We start from the raw sequence: 22,168 nt of genomic DNA on the forward strand, positions 1-22,168 counted from the left end.
TATAAAACTTATATCCATGTTGGCCGTATAATAACTAACTGCTCATTTTAGCGGGAAATTCAATCATAAATCTTGTGCCTTTATTTACTTGACTTCTACAGCTAATTGTGCCTTTTAGTTTTTGAGTAACAAGGTTATAAATAATGTGCAGTCCCAATCCCGTGCCTCCCTGACCTCTTTTGGTGGTAAAAAATGGTTCAAAAATTTTACTGAGATTTTCTGGGTCAATTCCTTTGCCGTTATCGGCATATTCAAATATTAGCCGATCGCCCTCTAGTTTGAAATCAAAAGCCAGAATTCCTGCGTCTTCTCCATCGTAGGCGTGAATTAGCGAATTCAACACCAGATTTGTCACAATTTGACACACTACGCCGGGATAACTGTCCACTACAATATTTTCATCACACTTAATCTCTATTTTGTGCTTAGTTCTTTTGAGTTTGGCACTTAAGGATGTCAAAATTTCCTCTAGATAGTTTTTAACATTAAACGTGCGTTTTAACTCGCTCGACTGATCCACAGCTACTTCTTTAAAACTGTGAATCAAGTCTGCTGCCCGCGTGAGGTTAGATAAGATCATATTACTGCTTTGCACGGCGGTATCCAGAAACTTTTCTAACTCGGAACGTTTTATTTGGCCGTTACTGTAAACCTCAAAAAACTTTGTGGCTTTTTCAGCAAGCAGGGAGGCGGCGGTGATGCCGATGCCGATGGGAGTATTGATTTCGTGGGCAACACCTGCCACCAACCCTCCGAGGGCCGCCATTTTTTCCGATTCTACCAGTTTATTTTGAGCCGATTTTAAGTCTTCTAAAGTTTGGGAGAGTTCGGAGGTACGCTGCTGTACTAAATTTTCGAGATTCTGATTGAATTGGTGCAAGTTGGCGTAAAGTTGGGCATTTTCGATGGAGATAGAAATTTGAGAAGACAGCAGTTTTAATATTTCTAACCTGTCTTGTGTAAAAGCGCCTGTAGTCAGATTGTTTTCTAAATATAGAATGCCCGTGAGTTGGCCTTGATTAATTAACGGAGTGCAAAGAATTGATTTAGGTTGAACGGCCATTATATAGGGTGTGCGAGTAAATTGTCCTTCGCTGCTGGCATCGTTTAAAACTATACTTTCCTGGGTGCGGGCAACGTAATTGACAACTGCAACTGCCAGCAAAGTTACTTCTCGATCGTCGGCTACAAAATCTATCGGAATTGATTGCATGACAGCAACGCGATCGACATCTACAGATCCTGATGCTTCAATCACCCATTGACCCTCTTTTTCTAGTATTAAAAAGCCTCTTTGCCCCCCGGCATTTTCAATAACAATTTTCATCATTTTTGCCAGCAGTTTGTCTAGAACTATTTCCCCGGCTAAGGTTTGCGATGCTTTCACTGCGGTAGTCAAGTCTAGCACGCCTGCAGCGTCGTTCGTAGTGGAAGCGCTGCTGGTAGATTTGTGAGTTTCAATATTAGTTGAAATCGAGCTTGAAGTTAGCAAGTGCGAGTATTTGGATTCTAAATGCGCTGCTTTGGCTGTTGCTCCCCAGCGTTGATAGCAATAACGCGCTTCTGTTAAGTAAGTTTTAGAATTTTTTTCTCTTCCTATGGATAGATAAAATGCTCCTGCCAATTCTGCTGCTAGTGCTTGTACTTGTATGTATCCGTTTTCTTGGGCTCCTTCAATTGCGCGATCGTAATATTCCATTGCTCTCACAATATTGCCCAAAACACGCGCTTTTTCTGCCGTAAGTAAGTCGCATTTGTGCTGAAGATTCATGGGTGCATAAAGCGCTTTCTGTTGCAGTTTTTTTCGGTTACTGACAGCGTAAAAAATATGCTCTTCTTGTTCCCCCTCTGTTGCAGATGGATAGGCGGCTAGGCGGGCTAGAGAATCGTAAAACTGATATTCAGAAACATTAATAAAGCCTGCTACTCCGTCTAAATATACTTCGGCTAGCGCTGAATTTTCTAGGGCTGTAGCGGTATCTCCAAATAAATAGGAGATTATTAATTTCTGCAAATAAAAGTGCTGTAATCCCACGCGATCGTTAGCTTTTAACAGTAGCGACAACAACTTTTCTTCGCTGTATGCTTCACCTAATACCAGGTGTGTACTTTCCGATTTTCCCATCAATTGCAAAATAGTTTGCAGATATATTTGATTCCAAGTTAATACAGTTTCTTGCTTGAGTTGAAACAGCAAATGGTTGTAACTTACTATTCTTCGTTCCAGTTGTGGCAATTCTTGACCGAGGAAATACAAAGACTGACAAATATTTACGGCTGAATATCCGACACATTCTAAATCCCCATTTTCTAGCGCACTTTGATAGGCGTCCTCTAATAGCGGCAAAGAGTCTTTAACGTGATGCTTGCCGTTCATCAAAATGAAGGCTACTAAATTAAGCGTTTTGCTTTTGAATTCTAACACATTTAATCTATCGCTCAAATTTAAAGCTAATTGACCAAAGCGATCGCCTGATTCAATATCTCTAACTATTCCTTTTAAAATTGCTCCGTAATTAGCATAACCGAAAGCAGAAAAAGTAGAGTTTCCGTAATTAATAGATAAATTTACTTGCTCGCACACAATGAGCGGCAGCAGGACAGGTTCAACTATAAATGTAGCTGAAAACATACTGGAAAGCACACGCATAGTGGCTAATTTGTGCGGATTTGTCATAATCGGTAAGTCTATTAAATCTTCTATTTTTTTGTCTGTTAAATAAGCTGCTGTTTTAGCGAGTGCTTGCTGAATGTGGAGGGGAATCGGCGAGTCGGGAAAGTTAATTCCTAACATTTTTAGTGCTTCCCGACCAATTTTTACCGATTCTTGGAGTTTGGTTTGCATCGCACAAGCTATGATTCTGATTTCAAACACTTTGATTTTGTCTAGTTCATTTGTTGCGTGTTGCAGGACAATTATCGCCCATTTCTCCATGGGTTCAAAGTCGGTATTCAGGTAAGCAGCTTCTGCTGCTGACTCGTAGAGTGCCAGAGTCAAGTCGTAGTCAGTTTGCCAACTTTGGGGAGGAAGCAGTTCAATACCTGCGGTTAGATATTTGAGGGCAAGTTGGTAAGCGGCACTTGCTTTTGCTTTGCGGCCTGCAATTAAATTTAATTGGCATAATTGAAATTGTTCTAATTTGCTGCTGATGATTTCTTTGGCAGAGTTTAGTTGGTTTACGGTATCAAAGATATGCTCTTCTAATTGCTCTGGGGGTGCAGTTTGAAGTAAAAAGTTGCCTATCTTGAGATGAATTTCTTGTTTTTGATAATCGGATATTAAAGCATAAGCTGCTTGCTGCACTCGCTCATGCAAAAATTTGTAAGTGGCGCTCGAAACATCAGCCACTGGTAGGGAAAATTTATCGGTAAAGTCTCTAGATATTGTGTCTGTTACTTCTGTGCTTGCTGCTAGTGCGATCGGAATTTTGTAGGCGTTATTCACGAGCAAAATTAGACCGGACTGAAGTGCCTCACCAAGGTCTGTTGCTGCGGACGCCACAGGCTTTTCGGCGATTGTCGAGAGAGTTTTTAAATCAAATTTGTTCCCGATACAAGCGGCTAATTTAAGCAGTTCCTGGGTATTGTCTGAAAGTTTCTGAATGTTATCTATCATTAATTCTACAACATTGTCAGTTATTCCCATTTCTTGTATTTGTTCGATATCCCACTGCCACTCGCCTGTGACATGGCATTTTTTCACAATTTGCTCGGAGGTTGGTTGCGCTAAGGCCGACAGGCTAGGTTCAGCTAGCTCGCTCAAATTATGGGAGGGTAAAATTTGAAATTGAATCAAGCTTTTTGAGTAAAGAAATTTGATTAATTGAGTTAAAAAGAAGGGATTGCCAGCGGTTTTTCGCCAAAGCAATTCTGCTAAACTTAGGGATTTTTCGGGGGCGCAGTTCAAAGTATCGGCAAGGAATTGGTTGACGCTGCTTATATCTAAAGGCGAAAGGGCGATCGCACTCACAGTGCCGCCTGCTTTTTTAATTGCTTCGGCGGTAATGATTAGGGGATGATTTGCATCTACTTCCTGCTCTCTATAAGCTCCAATTATTAATAAATATTGAGTCCCCATGTCAGTTGCTAGCAGTTCTATTAACTTGAGAGATGCTGAATCGATCCACTGCAAATCGTCCAGGAAAATTACTAGGGGGTGTTCTTTTTGAGCAAAGACGCGGATGAAGTTTTGAAATACTAAATTAAAGCGATTTTGAGATTCATTGGCTCCTAAATCTGGGACGGGGGGCTGCGGCCCGACAATCAGTTCTACTTCGGGAATAGCTTCAATAATTACTTGGCAGTTGCCGCCGATTGCTTTTAAAATTTTTTGTTTCCAAACATGAATTTCTGCGGCATTTTCTGTAAAAATTTGTCGCAACAAATCTTGAAAAGCTTGGAGCAAAAAAGCGTAAGGAATATCTCGTTTAAATTGCTCAAATTTGCTGTCAATAAAATACCCATTTTCCCGCCGACTCGGCTTGTAAACTTCATATACTAACGAGGATTTGCCCACACCTGCAGAACCGGAAATCAGCACGATTTCTGTATTGCCCCGCCTCATACGCTGGAAGATACTGAGAAGCAGATTAACTTCTGCTTCTCGCCCGTAAAATTTTTGGGAAATTTGCAGGTGACTTGACTGATCTTGCTCGCCGAGGGTTATGTGGGAAATTTCGCCTATAGTTTGCAGTTGATCGAGACAATTTTCCAAGTCGTACAAAAGTCCGAAAGCACTTTGATACCTGTCTTCGGCTGTTTTTGCTAAGAGTTTTATGACGATATCGGAAACGACTTGAGGAATCTCCTTGGTTCCTACTTGATAGATTCTGCCTTCGATGCTTTTGCTTTCTACTTTTTTATTTCTGTTTTCCCAAGGAGAAACTGGCGTTTTAGCAATATGGCAGTGTACTAATTCCATGGGATCGATCGCCTGAAAAGGCAATTCACCACAAAGCATTTCATAAAAGGTGACGCCTAAAGAATAAAAATCGGTGCGGTAGTCGATCGCCCGATTCATGCGCCCCGTTTGTTCAGGAGACATATAGGCGAGAGTGCCTTCGAGTAAATGGGGATGGCTGGGGGCGGGGTTTTCGCCCGGTAGCAGGGAGGCGATCGCAAAATCAGCAATCTTGACATCTCCTGTCTCGATATTGACAATAATATTGCTGGGTTTAATATCCTTATGGATGATGTGGTGTTCGTGGAGTTGCCCAATAGTTTCTGCTAGTTTGATGCCAATATGCAGAAATTGTGGTAACTCTAGCTGGTTGTTGCTGAGAAACTCTTTTAGGGAAATCCCACCAAAATCTTCTAAAACTAAAACAGGAAAGTGATTGTATGTTTCTATTTTGTAAAGCTTGACTATTCCGGGTAAATTCAAATTTTTAAGAATTTCGGATTCGTGCAGCAGTTGGGATATTTGGGCTGGGGTAGGGTATAGCGGCGTGAGAGTTTTGAGGATAACGGGTTTTTCTTCCTCAAGCAGCAGACCTCGATAAATTACTGTGTGAGAGTTTGTATAAAGTTCTCCGTCAATGCGGTATCCCGGAATAGAAATCATGATAGTTGGGGGTAATTTCAAAGATGCGGTTAGACAATTTTAGATTTTAGATTTTAGATTTTAGATTGGGAATGATTGATGATATAAGGGTTTGGCTCGCGGGCTTAGAGTTGCATTCTTTTTGCACACAAGTATTATTAAGTAAGTGAAAATACACAGCGTCGGTCGAGTGCGGTTTTTACGGCAGTAAACTGGCTACTATTCTATAGCTTAACTAAATCCATCCCGAAAGAGTCCTCCTAGATACTTTTTTTGTCGCTTATTTAGTTATCTATATTATTTTAGTATTCAAAAAATCAGAAGTGGCACTTTGCTATCCCACCAGTGGCAAAATAAACGGGTGCGTGCAAATCAACAGCTAAAATCTAAAAAAATCATGCAGAATATAACTGCCTCAAATCCAGCTAAGGCGACCGATCGCGCTTTTGGCACCGCAGACATTCAATTGCTGGTAGTGGATATAGACGGCACGATCGCAGGTATGTCAAATACTATCCGAGAACCAGTCAAGCAGGCAATTTTGGCGGCCGAGTCGCGGGGAGTGAAAGTAGCCGTCGCTACGGGCAGGATGTACCGATCAGCTTTGCGTTTTCACCGCGACATCGGCTCAACATTGCCACTGATTTGCTACCAGGGCGCGTGGATTCAAGATCACGCTACTCAAAAGCGGCTGCGGCACTTGCCGCTGTCGAAACAAACTGCTCTGCAACTGTTAGATTATTTTGAAGAACCGCATTTGCGACCGCTGCTTTCGATCCATTTCTACATTGACGACCAACTTTACGTGCCGGAAATTACTGCAGCTACCCGAATTTATGCCGAACGATCGGGCATTGAACCAATGGTGATTAAAGATTTGCGGCGAGATATTCCGGGGGAACCGACGAAAGTTTTGGCATTGTGCGAGAATCCGGGGGTACTCGACGGCTTGCTCAGCAGTATGCGGCTGCGTTACACGCCTGCGGAGCTTTATTTGACTCGATCCGTTGCTACTTTTTTTGAAGCTACGCATCCTGTGGCGAATAAGGGAGATGCGGTGCAGTATTTAGCGGAGGAACTTTTGGGTTTGCAGGCGGCGAATGTGATGGCGATCGGCGACAATTTTAATGATGTAGAAATGATTGCCTATGCGGGCGTGGGCGTGGCGATGGGCAATGCTCCTGATGGGGTGAAGGCTGCTGCTGATTGGGTGGCGCCGGATGTGGAGGAAGATGGGGTGGCGGCTGCGATCGAACAATTTGTTTTGGGCGATCGTTGATATTTGCAGCACCAATACCGCAGGGGTGGGTTTAGCGACATCTGGAAAAAATCTAGATCAACCCGCCCCGACCCAGCGACAATTTATTATATACAGCGGATTCCAGGTTTATAAAGTACACCCCAGAAACCGGGTTTCTTCTGGATTTCTCGCCAGAAACCGGTTTTATTCAAGAAACCCGGTTTCTCTGTACTTCACTTACCTGGAAAGTGCTGTAACTCTCTAGTTTTGAGTTCTATGCAATCAAATTTTGACGATCAAAAACAATCCACACTTTCGGATTTTTCGAGATCAAGTGCAATCAATTACTTTTTTTGCAACATCAGAATATTTATTTAACGAACCGCGAAGACGCGAATAACGCGAAGGAAGAATTGAAGAAAGCGGGGCGGGCTTACAGATATTCTGGATATGAATTATAAATAATTTCAAACTCTTAAAAATGCCTTTCAACAGAAAAAGCACCGACGACTGGCCGTGTTTCGTCTCGGTGCTTCTTCTGGTTCGCTCCTCACACGTCCATCAATATAGCTGACTCAGTAAATTGTGTCAATACTTTTTCCAAAAATTGTTTTTTGAGTCGGCTTCTGCCGGGGTGTCGGTGCGGTGGAGCGAGGCAAAACTTTTGCACTGCAAGGGTTTGACTCGATCGCTCAAGGGTTGCCTCGATCGGAAAAATTTTACTTCACTTCCACCAGCCAGTCCAAAATCAGAGCGTTGACTTCACTCGGCCGCTCGTCGTGGGGACAGTGGCCTGTGTTGGGAATGGAAACAAATTTCACGGGTTTATCATTGGCGGCCAATTGTTGATAAATCTGGCTGCCGGCGATCGGCGTCCAGGGGTCGTCTGCGCCCCAAAGTACCAATAACGGACGATCGACTTTGGGCAGCAATTCTGACGGTTGAGGGCCTGGAGGGGCTGTGAGAATCGATGCAAACACTTGTTGAGCTCCGGGATCGCAGGAGGGGGCGTGGAGGAGTTCTACGAGTTCGTCAGTGATGGCTTCGCGGTTCCCGTAGACTTGGCGCAGGGTGTTGCGGATGCGGTGTTTTTGGCGGATGTTGTTGAAGACAAACGGGCCGATCAGGGGCGATCGAACTAATTTAGTAAAAGTCCCCATCACTACTCGCAGCGGGAAATTCAGTTCGTCGGGCCGGTGGTTGAGTCCGCCGGCACAGTTGATTAAGACACCGCCGGCTGATATTTCTGGATGGTTGGCGACTACCATCAAACTCAGCAAAGCGCCGATCGAATTCCCGACAAATACCGCCGGTTCTAGTACCATATCCGCCCAGAAATCAGTCAGCAATTCTTCCCACAATTCCAGAGTGTAATCTAGGGCTGGTTTGGCGGAAGCACCGAATCCCAGCAAGTCCAGCGCAAATACGCGATAGCCGCCGGCTGCGAGTACGGGGATATTTTGCCGCCAATGTCCGATCGAAGCCCCAAATCCGTGAATCAAGATCAGAGGGCGGCCGGTTCCTTGGACGGTATATTGGATTTTGTGACCTTTCCAAGTCCAAATTAGCTTTTCAAAACTCGTTGCAGATACTAATTGTTGTGCAGTCACGGCTATTATGTAAAGTTTCGTTAACTACTTTCATCATAGCAGAAGTCAGTAGTCAGTAGTCAGTAGTCAGTAGTCAGGAATTATTGGTTATTGGTTATTGGTTATTGGTTATTTGTTATTTGTTGTAATGCCCAATTCCCCATGCCCAATGCCCCATTCCCAATTCCCAATGCCCCATTCCCAATGCCCCATTCCCAATGCCCCATTCCCAATTTTTACTTTTTTCCTAGCAACCAATAAGTCATCATATCCCCCTTACCTTTTACCGGAATCACGCCTCGCCTCTCAAACATATACTTATCTTTCAAAAGCTCATAAGTAACATCAGTAACTTGAATGCTGCCTGAAAAACCCGTAGCTTCCATCCTCGCCGCTACATTCACCGTATCTCCCCACAAATCATAAGTAAACTTGCTCACACCAATCACTCCCGCAACCACCGGCCCGGAATTGATGCCGACGCGAATTGCCAGTTTTTCCCCTGTCTCGGCGCACAGCTTTGCTATTTTTTCCTGCATTCCCAGGGCCATTTGGGCGATCGCCTCGGCATGATCCTGTGTCGGCGTAGGCAACCCCCCGACTACCATGTAAGCATCGCCAATAGTCTTAATTTTCTCCACACCGTACTTTTCAGCTAACTGGTCGAAGTGCGAAAAAATTACGTTCAAGCGCTTTACCAACTCGGTGGGAGACATTCTAGCAGACAACTCAGTAAAGCCAACAATATCAGCAAATAAAACACTTACTTGGGCAAAACTATCGGCGATCGTACTTTGCTCCGCCTTCAACCGTTCTGCGATTGGTTTGGGTAAAATATTTAACAGCAACTTCTCGCTTTGTTCTTGTTGAACTTTTAGCGCTTCTTGCGCTAATTTACGTTCTGTAATGTCAGAAACAGTACCCTCATAGTAGATCAGATTACCTTTTGAATCTCGAACAGCCCGAACATTTTCTGACACCCAAATCCGGCGCCCGTCTTTGCGACATACCATAGATTCAAACCCCGAAACGGCATTTTCAGCATCCATAGCAGCCACAAACTCGAGGCGGCGTTCCGGGTCAACGTACAGTTGCTGAGCAATATTGTTAATCTCGGACATCAGTTCTTCTGGCGAGTCGTAACCGTACAATTTTGCCAAAGCTGGATTAGCGCTGATATAGCCTCCTGAAGGCGTGCTTTGAAAAATGCCTTCGATCGCATTTTCTACAATGCTGTGATATTTTTCTTGGGCAATACGTAGCAATTCTTCTGCTTGTTTGCGCTGAATCAAAGAACCTAATTGAGTGCCTACCGCATTGAAAACGTCTATAAATTGTGCGTCTTTCCCATCCGACGAAATTTTAAAGAAAACTAGCACTGCCAATACTTCATCGCCTACCAAAATCGGCACACCAAAACCCGCTTTAAATCCGAGTTCTAGTGCTATTTGACTTTGGAAAAAATGCGGGTAGCCCCTGGAAATATCTTCTACCCATTCCGGTTGCTTGGATGCCCAAACTCGTCCCGGCAGGCCTATATTCATGGCAAATGTTAGTTGTTCGCTTTGCTTGCGGAACGCATCCATCCTCGCGTTGCTGGCATACCAGCCCCTGGCAGATTGCAGCACAGTTGCTTCTGCATTGGGAATCCAAGCTTCTCCTACATCCCATCCGATTGTTTCGCCCACTTGGTGCAAAATTACTTCTAAAGCTGAGTGAAAGTCTACAGCTTCGCCGATCGCCCGCGTCGTTTCCAGCAAAAACCGGATTGATTCTTCAGCCCGCTGCCGTTCTGCGATTTCTTCCTGCAATCTCGAATTGCGATCGTGCAGTTCCCTAGCTTGCAGTTGCAGTTTGCATTGCAGCGAACGAAGAGAAAGTTGGTTTTGGACGCGGGCTAAGACTTCTTCTACTTGAAACGGTTTAGTAATATAATCCACTCCTCCTACTTGAAAAGCTTTAACTTTTTCCAGCACGTCATCTAGCGCACTAATAAAAATTACCGGAATATCTTGAGTTTTTTCGCTTAACTTTAACTGCTCACAAACTTCATACCCGTTCATTTGTGGCATATTAATATCTAGTAAAATTAGATCGGGAGGAGATATTTGTGCCCCTTGCAAAGCCAAGTGTCCGTTAATAGCCTTCCTGACATGATACCCGTAAGATGTCAGCATAGTGGATAAAAGTCGCAAATTATCCGGCATATCGTCAACGATCAGAATGTCTTTACGAGTCGCTGATAATGGATGGTCGTTCATCATAATATAATTGAGTTAAATCGATAATGATATCTATCCGAAAATTATCGACTAAATCTGTTAAAGCGTTAGCGAGATTTGCCTCAGTTTCGGGAATTTCCTTGATCAGATCGAGGATGCGGTTGTCGTCAACACAAAGTGCTGCTCGGTGCAACTCGACCACCCAGTCTGTGGGCATTACACTCAAATCCTCGGTGGTCAAACTTTTAAGCAGCGTCGGTGTAGAAAAAGAAGTAGATAAGTTCTCTTTTTCATAAATATAACGCAGGTTGAGGTGATGCGCTATCTTTTCAAAAAGTACCTCTTCCCGAAACGGTTTACATATCAAATCGTTACAACCAGCAGACAAAATTATTTGTCGCTGCTCATCAAAAGCACTGGCCGTCAAGGCAATAATTATTGTTTCTTTACCTTCGATAGTTTTCTTAATCTCTCTTGTCGCTTCATACCCATCTATCACGGGCATCAGCATATCCATTAATATCAAGTGCGGCTTCCAAGTTGAATGCAAAGCAATTGCTTCTTGACCGTTAGTTGCTTCCCGGACTTCAAATCCCAGGGGTACTAGCAGCTTAAGCAGCAGTTGGCGATTTTCCGCTACATCTTCAACTATTAATATCCGATAAGTTTCCTGTCCTGCTTCTAAAGCAATAACTTGTTTAATCGGCGGTTTTTCTTGTTCATCACTTTGTGTTACTAAGTTAACCCAGATATTAAAGCTAAAAATTGTGCCTTGACCGAGTTTACTTTCAACCGCAATATCACCTCCCATAATTCGGACAAATTGTTGGCTGATCGGCAACCCCAGACCAGTCCCCTGCATGGAATTTCGACCAGTTTCGGTTTGTACAAAGGGCTTAAATAATGTGAAAATTTCTGAGGGAGAAATGCCGGGTCCCGTGTCGGCAATTTCAAAATACAATTGGGATTTGTTTTCTTCTATGGCGTCTTTTTCAGCGTGGCTACTGACGCGCAAAGTAACGGTTCCGTGTTGAGTGAATTTAATTGCATTGCCGACCAAGTTAATTAAAACTTGCCGCAATTTAGCTTCGTCTGTTTGAATGTACTGCGGCAAATTATGGGAATTTTCAAAAATTAGATACAAGCCTTTTGAGTTGGCTTTTAGTTGCAGCATTTCTTTGAGACTGTTGAGAAAGTCGTAGAGATTAAAGCGGCTAGGATTGATAGTAATTTGACCTGCTTCTATTTTGGACATTGACAAAACATCATTGATGAGTTCTAGCAAATGTTCGCCGCTGCGGTTAATAATTTCTATGTATTCTTTTTGTTCTTCCGTGATAGAACTGTTGCGGGCCATGACTTGGGAAAAACCGAGAATGGCGTTGAGAGGCGTGCGAAGTTCGTGGCTCATGGAAGCTAGAAATTGGCTTTTGGCGCGGTTGGCAACTTCGGCGTTTTCTTTGGATTTAATCAGCTCCATGGACTGCCTTTGAGTGCGGGCAAGCAGTTCCGCTTGCTGTAATGCTACTCCTAGCTGAGTACCTACATCAACTGCAACGTTGATTTCAGCTTCACTCCACTGGCGGGGGGCAGAATTTTGATAGGATGCTAGTAATCCCCAGAGCTTTTTTCCAGAAAAAATTGGTACAATAATGTATGATTTAGCTTGAAATCTTTCTAGCAATTGGATGTAACAATTATCGAAACCTTGCTTGTAAATATCTGGGACACAAAGGTAAGTTTTACCTCGGCTGTATGCTCCGCCTTTGGTTTGTTGCAAATAGGTATCGTGGACTTCTGGTGAGATACTATCTAATTTTTGGACTAGGCAAAGTTCGCTGTCTAACGCGCCTTCAGTAAGGTTAGAATCTGTATCCTGTGCTTGGATGAAAGAAACCCACTTGCGATCAAGGGATTCGGCTACAAATTCGCCACTCCAGTCTGGATTGAAACGGTAAATAGCGACTCGATCGCACTTCATGGTTTGGCGCAATTCTCGGGTTGTGGCGTGAAAAATTTCTCGGATATCTAAAGTCTGCCGCATTCTTTCAATGATGCGGGCGATCGCTCTTTGTCGTAAAGCACTTTCTTGCAGTTCCGTTTCTGCTTGCTTGCGTTCGGTAATATCTACAGCCATTAAAGCAATGCCGATCGCTGTACCGTTATCGTCAATTAGCTGAGTATTGTACCACTCGCAGATGATAATTCTGCCGTCTTTAGTCAGATTTTCAGTAGTGCCACTGGATTTGGCGTTCAAGTCGTGATTGGAAATCTCAGATAATTGCGGTTGATAGCTTTCAGGTACGATTAAATCGGAGGCGACTCGACCAATCGCTTCTTGCTCACTGTAGCCAAAAATAGCAACGGCTGCGGGATTCCAAGTAATAATTTCAAAATTGAGGTTTAACTCGATAACCGCGATCGGCGTTTGCTGCAATAAAAATGAGATTCTTTGTTGGGATGCTAGCAGTTTTTCTTCGGCTAATTTGCGGTCTGTGATGTCATTAGCAGTGCCGAGAATTTGTTTGGGTTTACCATCGGCTGTTCTGAGAAATACTGTATCCCAACTGTGCATCCACCGCCATTCACCGTTTTTGTGTTTCATTCGGTATTGACATTCAACGACATCACCGTCTTTGGCTCGATCAACTTTTTGTACGCTATCAAAAAAATTTGGCAAATCATCGGAGTTGAGCAGAATTGGCATCATTGCTGTACCCATATCTTGTATTTCTTGGGCGGTATATCCGAGCATCGTCGAAATTTGTCGATTGGCATAAACATTCCGCTGTTCAATTACATCGTAAACGTACAACAGGTTGGGATTGGAATCGGCGATTGCTTGAATGAAGTGCTGGCTTTCTCTGAGTGCGGATTCTGTTTGTTTACGAACGCTAATATCTCGCGCCACGATAATCACTGAATCTGGAGTCAGCGGAGAAACTTTAGCATCGAGGCAAACGTCGCGCTCTCCGACTTTAAAGCTATATTCAACATTGATAGTTTGCTTCGTTTTTAGAGCTTGTTGGATCGCATTTAATACTAAATCTGCTATAGGTTTCGGCAAGACTTCGTGAGCGGTTTTGTTAATCATTTCGCTTGGAGGTTTCACCAAATTTGTTGATGCTGTCGGGGCGATTTTGATACAGCGCCCTTCTGCATTTCTCACTAAAACTGTGTCAGTCATGGCGGCAAAAATCGCCCGCAATTCTGTTTCCGATTCTTGCAGAGCTTGCTCGGCACGGACGCGGGTGCGAATTTCTGCTTGCAGCACTTTATTTTGCCGATCGAGCTGCTGAATTCGGTTTTTTTCTCGTTCGATCAGTTTAGCTTGAGCGATAGCGAGCCCTACTTGAGCAGCCACAGCTTCTAATAAGTCGATTTCCTCGGAAGTCCATTCCCGGTAACGATCGCACTGGTGCAAACAGATAGCACCGTTGGCCCGGCCTTGGTAAGAAGTGCGAATTGCCAGCATCGATTTTAACCCAACCTTCTGGCAAATCGGTTGAACAGCTTGCAAAAGAGGGTCTGAATAAACATTGTTCGAGGCGATCGCCAGATCTTGTATCATCATTTGTATGACGTGAGGATTGCCCCAAATTGGAACAGGTACGTTCCGAATAGATTCGCAATCGGGTTCGAGATACTCTGCCGCCAGAGGAATATCGACTTGGGGAGTAGTGACGTAAGTATGAATCAAACAGCGATTGACGCAGAATGCCAGACCGACTTGAGTGGCAGCTATTTGAAATATTTGTTCTGGCTGCAAGCTTGAGCGAATTTCTTGAGTTATTTTTGCAATCAGCAATTCTCGCTGAACTTGCCGTTCTAAAGCAGCTTTAGCTCCAGCCATTTCTATTTCTGCGTGCTTGCGCTCGCTGATATCAAAAAGTACGCCATACCAAACAATATCGCCATTATCGCGCATTTCTGGTCGAGAATTAGATTGGAGCCATTTGAGTTTACCCGACGGCGTAACAATCCGCCATTCACAGGCAAAAGGTTCTAAAGTTTGGGCGCTAGTAGCAATTTGTTTTACCAGATATTCGTGGTCATCTGGATGATTTTGATCGAAGCAAAAGTCGGGACATTTTAATATTTCCTCACTCTCTAATTCGTAAATCTCCCGACAAGCATAACTAATATATTCAAACTTAAAATTTCCCTCTGGTTTCTTGATAAATTGATAAAGAACTCCCGGTATATTGACCGCCAATTTTTGCAACCGCGCTTTGCTTTCCCGGAGTGATTGTTCTGTTCGCTTGCGAAATTCTACCTCTTGCTGCAGTTGGGCATTCTGCTGTTTTAATTGTTTTGATAGCTGTTGTATAGTCAATTGACTTTCGATCCTCACTAAAACTTCTTCCACTTGAAAAGGCTTAGTAATGTAGTCAACACCGCCGACTTCAAAAGCTTTGACTTTGTGAAAAGTTTCCTCAAAAACACTCAAAAAAATAACCGGAATTTCCTTAGTTTTTTCGTTGGATTTCAGTCTAGCACAGACTTCATATCCGTTCATTTTGGGCATAGCAATATCTAGCAAAATTAAGTCTGGGAGAACTGCTAAATTAGCATTGACCGCCATTTCTCCCGAAATCGCCCGCTGAACTTTATACCCTTCTTTCGTCAATATATTTGATATAAACCGCAGGTTGTGGGGCTGATCGTCAATAATTAAAATGTGAATACTTTCTTTGTCAAATATCATTTTTTGTCTGGTCATTGTGATTTTTTTATTTCTAGCAGCCGATTGATGATTTAATATATTTAGCGATTTTTTCTGCTCATCATTATTTATTAAACATTTTCACACTCAGCAAATAGAGGATTAACTTTAGATATTAGCCATCAACTAACGCACCTTATGTTTTTTCAATTTCTTGGTTGCTTCTCTTAATTATTAACTCAAAATAACCGTACTTAACTACATTTTCTTGTCAAAAGAAATCGCCTGATTTGCTGTACAAATTAACTCTACCGAAAAACAATTATCGCTTAGGCACTCCAGACCAAAGCAACCGGGTTTCTTAACTTTGTTCAATGGCTGCGACCAAGTATTTTCCTACAACCCGGTTGATTCGCCCAGGACAGTTTCTTGCTGGAGTTTAGCATTAAAATTGCCCGGAGGATAACACAACTTTCTGGACATTTTGCTCGCACGTTCAAAGGGTTTTAGCACAGATACACACATGGACATACCACGAGGTGAAGAAACCGTTTTTGACTCTTGTCGCTGCAACAAAGTATGGCTGTGAAAAACCTCGGTTTTGACCCACCGACTCCTGAGTCTTAAGATATTTATAGGTAACTAAGAGTATATAATAGCAATCCACCCCGCACCCAAAGCTTACCCTATAAAATATTTTCTCGGTCTTTTCTATGCCAGCAATTCCTTAAGTTTAGCAATATTTTCATTGCTTAAGTAAATTTTAATTTCTAGTTCTTGGTCAGATTCCCACAGCAACAGCAGATTATCTTCGCCCAAGGCGATTTCGGGATTGTTTAATTCAAGTGTTTGATATTTAACTTCGGGAATTCCTACGCGAATTACCAGTTCCGATTCCAACTGAGGATAGATGTACAATTGCTGTTGCAAGTTGTCAAGTTCTAATTTGTCAACTGTGTTGTTACGTTGGACAGGAGAATCTGGTTTGTACCAATAGAGAGTTTCCTCCCGAATTTCGGGATTGACTATCACAAATGTTTCGTCAAAACGCTGGGGGTGCCAGTGAATTTCGCTCAAACCGCCGATTTGCGGAATCAGTCGCTCTACCCAGCTAATTTCTTTCCCGTTCAGGTTTCCCCACCACTGACTGATATTATCGAGATTGTCAGCATTTTCGGGGTCGGTGCTGCCGGACTGCCAGACTGTTTTTAGTTGTTGCATATACAAGTTCTCCAGCGAATTTAAATTTGAGATTGCAGGCGTTCAATTGGAGATTCATTCGTTATACAATAATTTTAATGGACTTACCAATTATTTACCACGAAGATTACGTTGCACCTCTGCCACCGGCTCACCGCTTCCCGATGGCAAAGTTTCGGATGCTTTACCAGATGCTGCTCGCGGACGGGGTAGCAGATAAATCGCAATTTCACGCTCCCGAACTTCCCCCTCAAGAATGGATTGAATTAGTCCACGACCACTCCTATGTTCAAGCTTACTGCAACGGGACGCTGGATAACAAAGCGACTCGGCGAATTGGTCTGCCTTGGAGTCGGGCCCTGGCTAACCGCACTTGCACTGCGGTTGCAGGAACTGTACTAACTGCAAAACTCGCTTTAGACTACGGTTTGGCTTGCAATACTGCGGGCGGAACTCATCACGCCTTCCCTGCTTTTGGGTCTGGTTTTTGTATTTTTAATGATTTGGCGATCGCCTCTCGCGTCTTGCAAAAAAATGGTTTAGTTCGCAAAGTTTTAATTGTCGATTTAGATGTCCACCAAGGAGACGGAACCGCCGTAATATTTCAAGATGACAGCAGTGTTTTTACTTTCTCGATGCACTGCGAAGTCAATTTTCCCGGCACTAAACAAAAGGGCGATTTAGATGTACCTTTGCCTGTGGGTATGGAGGACGACGAATATTTACAAACCTTGGATAAATTCTTACCAGATTTGCTTTCAAATGTCAAGCCCGACTTAGTTTTATACGATGCTGGAGTAGACCCTCATCACGGTGACAAACTGGGAAAATTAGCTTTAACTGATACGGGCTTATTTCGCCGGGAAATGCAAGTTTTGATGGCGTGTTTGGCCGGCGGCTATCCCGTTGCCTGCGTGATTGGCGGGGGCTATTCCGATGACGCGAAGGGGTTAGTTTACCGACATTCGCTGCTGCACCGAGCTGCCAGTCAAGCCTACAGGCAGTATCGACTTTGATCCAGCAAGAGTCCGGACACTTTTTCTATTGCCCAATGGCTTATTCTTACTTGACTTTGAGGCTAGCGTAAATAATGAAATCAATGTCATCTCTACCCCTGACGCGGCATTTAATTCGACTTTTTTATGCTGCTTGCCCTGTAAGGCTTGTAGTATAGTTCCAAAAACTGTGCGGAGTATTGACCCAGATTGGGGAGATTTAATATGGACTTCAGTATTCTTTGGCGATATGATTGCGTGTTTAGGGTGTCAATTAATACTAAAAACTGGCTAAAGTGGCATTAAAATAGATATATCGCATTCAATCCTAGTGTATTTTATGGACTCCAACTCGTTAAATATCACAGAAGATGGGGCCAAAGAACCGACTTTGATGCCCATAGACAAGCACTACCTGCTAGTCCTCAACATCCCATCCTTCCGCGACTCCAAAGGCTGCAGGTATCTCGATTTAATGTGGGCTAAAGACCTAACTCAACACTTTAAGTATTTGAAAAACTTGACGCTAGCATCTCCGTGCGTGCGAGAAACCCTCCCCGAAAATACCATAGAGGTGGATTCGGAAACATCATTTGCTGATGCTAAATTTATTGACCTTCCCTCCCCAAATAGCTTGGCCAAAGGAATATTTCTGCTGCCGGCAACGGTTGCCCAGCTTTGGGGCGCGATCGCATCTTCAGATATCGTACATAGCGGCGTAGCAGGCTGGCCGATTCCGATGGCATGGTTAGTGACGCCCATAGTCCTGATACAGCGGAAACCATACCTGCTCATAGTCGAGTCCGCACCGTGGCGGCTGCAGCCGGGAACCCCTGCCAGCATTAAAGCCAAAATTCAAGCTTACATATACGAAACATTGAATCGCTGGTGCATAAACAGCGCCGACTTGACAATCTTTACACAGGGAGAATATCAGCAAAGTTTATTAAAAAAACGACACAACAAAAGTCACATAATTCACGCTTCGTGGATAGATGAAGAAAATATCATTTCGGAAGCAGAGGCGACTAAAATATGGCAGGAAAAACTGTCAGCCTCGCCCAAACAACTAAAAATTCTATTTGCCGGCAGATTGCATCCACAGAAAGGTCTGTTAGTTCTCCTAGAAGCAATGAAAATCTTGGACGAGGAAAACATTGCCGTCAAGCTGGACATACTAGGTGAAGGCGAACTGTTAAGCAACTGCCAAGCAGCCAGCAAGGCAATGCAAAAATCGGTACAGATCGAAGTTTTGGGAACTATTCCTTACGGGAGAGAATTCTTCAGCCGGCTGCAACAATATCATGCTGTTGTGGTTCCCAGCACCTCAGACGAACAGCCCAGAATAGTATACGATGCTTATTCCCAGGCCGTACCTGTACTGGCAAACAACACTGCCGGACTCCGCGACTGCATCGAAAACGGCATCACAGGCTCGATCGGTAATTGCAATGACCCAGTTGATTTAGCAAACTTGCTCAAACAGTCGGGAGAAAACTTGAACCTACTTCAAAATATGGGCATGGCAGGTCTGAAACAGGCTCGCAGCCTGACTCACGAAGAAATGCACCGGCAGCGGTGGCAGCTTTTGTTAAGAATGTTGGAGCAATCAAAAAAGTAAGTAGGTAGGCGCAAATAAACCGGGCTGTGTAAAGGAATGTAAAGCTGTCAGAAGCTTTGGGATTGCTTCGTTTCACGGAGTGACCCTCGCTTTTGACTACTTGTGTATTTTCCGACTCATCTACTTAGGCGATACCTGTACTCCGGGCGATCGCTCCAGCTTGCCAGATGGGTACAACTTGAGCTAAAAAGTTGTTAAACAAACAACGGTACTTATGTCGAAGGCCAGCGAGTCCAATCACCCCTATCCACTGCTGGTTGTCATTGTTAACTACCGAACCTCTAGTTTGACAATTGACTGCTTGCGCTCTCTAGTTAGCGAAGTTCAATCGCTGCCCGGTATGCGAGTTGTAGTTGGCGACAATGCTTCAGGCGATCGCTCTGTCGAAGAAATTAGTAGTGCGATCGCCTCAGAAGGCTGGAATGAATGGGCATCCTTCGTTCCCCTAGAGCGCAACGGCGGATTTGCTTTCGGCAACAACGCCCTGATCCGTCCCGCCCTCCAATCCACCAATCCCCCCCCTTACTTCCTGCTGCTTAACCCAGACACCATAGTTCGCCCAGGTGCATTAAAAGCCCTCGTCGATTTCATGGACACTCATCCCGAAGCCGGCATCGCCGGCAGCCGCTTGGAAGACCCCGACGGCACGCCCCAGGAGTCAGCTTTTCGGTTTCACAACATCTTGACAGAACTCGATTTTGGTTGGCGGACAGGCTTTATATCCAAGTTATTAGCCAACTGGGCCGCAGCGCCTCCGATTTCCCAAGAAACCTGTCAAACTGATTGGGTAGCTGGAGCCAGCATGATCGTCCGTCGCGAAGTATTTGAAAAGATTGGCTTGATGGATGAAGCTTATTTCATGTACTGCGAAGAAATGGACTTTTGTCTGCAAGCGAACAAAGCTGGCTGGAGTTGCTGGTACGTACCTGAAAGTCGCGTTGTGCACTTAGTCGGCCAAAGCTCAGGCGTCACTGACACCAAAAAGCCCGCCAAGCGGCTGCCTACCTATTGGTTTGATTCCCGGCGCAGGTACTTTATCAAAAACTACGGCTTGGTTTACACAGCATTAACTGATGTATCCTGGGCTTCGGGTTTTGCAGCCTGGAGGGTGCGTCGCGTACTTCAAGGCAAACCAGATGGCGATCCACCACAATTGCTGAGAGATTTTGTATTAAATAGTGTATTTTTTAAGGGGGGTAAGATTGAAAAATCCAAAAACTTTTAAAGGGAGTTGGTAAATCGGTCAAAGCCAACTAAACCAGGTTAGCCTAGGCAAGCAAAATATTTTATGATGCAGCCGAGGAATTAGTATTCTCGATCGAGAAAACCGGATTGCTCCTTCCTCACAAACCTGATAGACCCATTAATATCGTCGGCATCTAGCAATAGAGTAAACAATAAATAATGTCAATTAGAGCTTATGGTAACTGAGCAAAACTTAATCACCACTGAAAATCAAGTAGAAGACCCCGGCCTGGGACTGTGGCAGCAAATTAAAGAAGACTGGATTGCTCATGGTCGAGATTGGACAAAACCGGGATTTCGCGCCGTAGCAGTGCAGCGTTTTGGCGTCTGGAGAATGCAGGTAGAACCGAAATTACTGCGAGCTCCTTTGAGCATTATTTATCGAGCACTCTACCGAAAAGTCCGCAATAGTTACGGGATAGACTTGCCTTACACTGTGAAGCTCGGTCGTCGCGTGGTGATTGAACATCAAAACGCTATTATTATTCACGGATATTCTACGATCGGCGACGACTGCATTATCCGCCAAGGTGTAACGTTGGGAAACCGCTATTTGGACAAGCCGCTGGAATCCCCTCAATTGGGCGATCGGGTTAACGTCGGCGCTGGTGCAAAAATCCTCGGAAAAGTAAACTTGGGAGACGACGTAAATATCGGTGCTAATGCTGTAGTTTTATCAGATATTCCCGCAGGCAAAACAGCAGTAGGTATTCCTGCCAAGATTCTTCAATCTACCAAAAACCAGGAAAATGCTTAGATCAATATTGCAAAAAATTATCCGCCATCTTGCGATGCGTTACGGCAAGTTCCGTGGCCTTTACATCCAATTCTGTAACGCCTGTGCCCCAGAATACACAGAATTTCTCCCCCGCCATGGCAACTTGTAAGCGCTAGGCGAAAATTGCAGCATCTGGCTCAATACGGTCTTTGGAGATCCCGCCTAGGTCCGCATCGGCAACAATGTTCACTTCTCCTCTTATACCGTGCTCGGCCACGACGGCTCGATCGCCATGCTTAACCGGGCTTACAACGTTAAACTAGATGCCGTAGGCAAGATACCTCTCTTCTGTCACTAAGCGGCAGAAGAAAATAAGAATTCACTCTCATTTATTAAGTAAGAGAAGGGATTTGGGTAAAAATTCATTAACGATCTTAATCGAGCCTGTAGATAATTGTGGAATCGGAAAAATTTTTAGCCACTATTGTATCAAGTTAAAGCTAATTAAAGCTTGTAATATTAATCTCAAATTGTTTAGATGCCTCTTCCAACTTTTTTTTCATCAAGCGTCTTGATGTTTCTCAAAGCGGTGGAGAAGTGAGAAGTTTTTTGCGGATAAAGAGCTGGGTGATGGAGTCTGGGAGTTAACGGCTCTATTAGACCTAGTATAGAGGCCGATCATCACGTAAGCACTACAAACGATTTCCCACCATTTTTCAATCTGTGAATATTGGGTGACTCGGAAATCCGCCCACCCTAATTCACTCTTACTTTGTCGAAAACCATATTCAATCCAAGTCGTATTTCCATACAAATTCCCAACTTCTTTAGCTAAGACTTCCGGAATTTGTGTCATCATATAGCAGGTTTAGTTTTCGGAAATGGTATCTATATATGTTGTGATTTCCCAGTAACGCAATGCTCTCTTTTTTCCATAAATATTTTCTCGAATATAGCGCCATACGGTTCAGTTAAGGTCGATCCCCTCGGCGCCAAGGGCGGGAACTCTTACAGCACTTCCGGGTGTTATGAGGTACAATAAGAATAGATTAAAACCCACATTCCGCACCCCAAACTGGCACATAGTCGGATTGAGGGGGTAAAAGTGAATCACCCGAGACAAGGGTGAG

Annotated in this window: 10 protein-coding genes; 5 read left to right on the top strand and 5 right to left on the bottom strand. The window is 43.9% G+C overall.

Annotated features, from left to right (window positions below):
• Positions 1–34: 34 nt before the first annotated feature.
• On the bottom strand, positions 35–5,563 hold the full coding sequence (locus tag QUA88_RS24765) for an ATP-binding sensor histidine kinase (RefSeq protein ID WP_333274326.1): 5,529 nt from the start codon (positions 5,561–5,563) through the stop codon (positions 35–37).
• A gap of 376 nt (positions 5,564–5,939) precedes the next feature.
• Here QUA88_RS24765 and QUA88_RS24770 point away from each other — a divergent pair, with 376 nt between their 5' ends.
• On the top strand, positions 5,940–6,821 hold the full coding sequence (locus tag QUA88_RS24770; RefSeq protein ID WP_333057902.1) for a Cof-type HAD-IIB family hydrolase: 882 nt from the start codon (positions 5,940–5,942) through the stop codon (positions 6,819–6,821).
• Between the two features lie 680 nt (positions 6,822–7,501).
• On the opposite strand, the gene QUA88_RS24775 is transcribed toward QUA88_RS24770, so the two are convergent.
• The 4 genes from QUA88_RS24775 to QUA88_RS24790 all read right to left on the bottom strand — a co-directional run bounded on the left by QUA88_RS24775 (position 7,502) and on the right by QUA88_RS24790 (position 16,480).
• Positions 7,502–8,392 (bottom strand): alpha/beta fold hydrolase, encoded by an 891-nt coding sequence (locus tag QUA88_RS24775; RefSeq protein WP_333057903.1) that lies wholly within the window; start codon positions 8,390–8,392, stop codon positions 7,502–7,504.
• A gap of 215 nt (positions 8,393–8,607) precedes the next feature.
• Entirely contained in the window at positions 8,608–10,635 is a 2,028-nt protein-coding gene (locus QUA88_RS24780; protein ID WP_333234000.1) for an adenylate/guanylate cyclase domain-containing protein, read from the bottom strand.
• Entirely contained in the window at positions 10,601–15,316 is a 4,716-nt protein-coding gene (locus tag QUA88_RS24785) for a response regulator (protein WP_333057905.1), read from the bottom strand. Before QUA88_RS24785 ends, QUA88_RS24780 begins: the two co-directional genes overlap by 35 nt.
• Before the next feature lie 654 nt (positions 15,317–15,970).
• Positions 15,971–16,480 carry a hypothetical protein gene (locus QUA88_RS24790; RefSeq protein ID WP_333057906.1) on the bottom strand — a complete coding sequence of 170 codons (510 nt, stop codon included), beginning with the start codon at positions 16,478–16,480 and terminating at the stop codon, positions 15,971–15,973.
• Positions 16,481–16,557: 77 nt separating this feature from the next.
• Here QUA88_RS24790 and QUA88_RS24795 point away from each other — a divergent pair, with 77 nt between their 5' ends.
• The 4 genes from QUA88_RS24795 to QUA88_RS24810 all read left to right on the top strand — a co-directional run bounded on the left by QUA88_RS24795 (position 16,558) and on the right by QUA88_RS24810 (position 21,077).
• Positions 16,558–17,475 carry a histone deacetylase gene (locus tag QUA88_RS24795; RefSeq protein ID WP_333057907.1) on the top strand — a complete coding sequence of 306 codons (918 nt, stop codon included), beginning with the start codon at positions 16,558–16,560 and terminating at the stop codon, positions 17,473–17,475.
• 319 nt (positions 17,476–17,794) lie between these two features.
• Positions 17,795–19,075: a glycosyltransferase gene (locus QUA88_RS24800; protein ID WP_333274332.1), complete on the top strand. Its 1,281-nt coding sequence runs from the start codon at positions 17,795–17,797 to the stop codon at positions 19,073–19,075.
• Between the two features lie 214 nt (positions 19,076–19,289).
• Positions 19,290–20,300 (top strand): glycosyltransferase family 2 protein, encoded by a 1,011-nt coding sequence (locus QUA88_RS24805; RefSeq protein ID WP_333057909.1) that lies wholly within the window; start codon positions 19,290–19,292, stop codon positions 20,298–20,300.
• 195 nt (positions 20,301–20,495) lie between these two features.
• Positions 20,496–21,077 carry a serine acetyltransferase gene (locus QUA88_RS24810; RefSeq protein ID WP_333057910.1) on the top strand — a complete coding sequence of 194 codons (582 nt, stop codon included), beginning with the start codon at positions 20,496–20,498 and terminating at the stop codon, positions 21,075–21,077.
• Positions 21,078–22,168 lie beyond the last annotated feature (1,091 nt).

Origin of the sequence: Microcoleus sp. D3_18_C2, from assembly GCF_036702395.1 — a bacterium.
Classification (GTDB): Bacteria; Cyanobacteriota; Cyanobacteriia; order Cyanobacteriales; family Microcoleaceae; genus Microcoleus.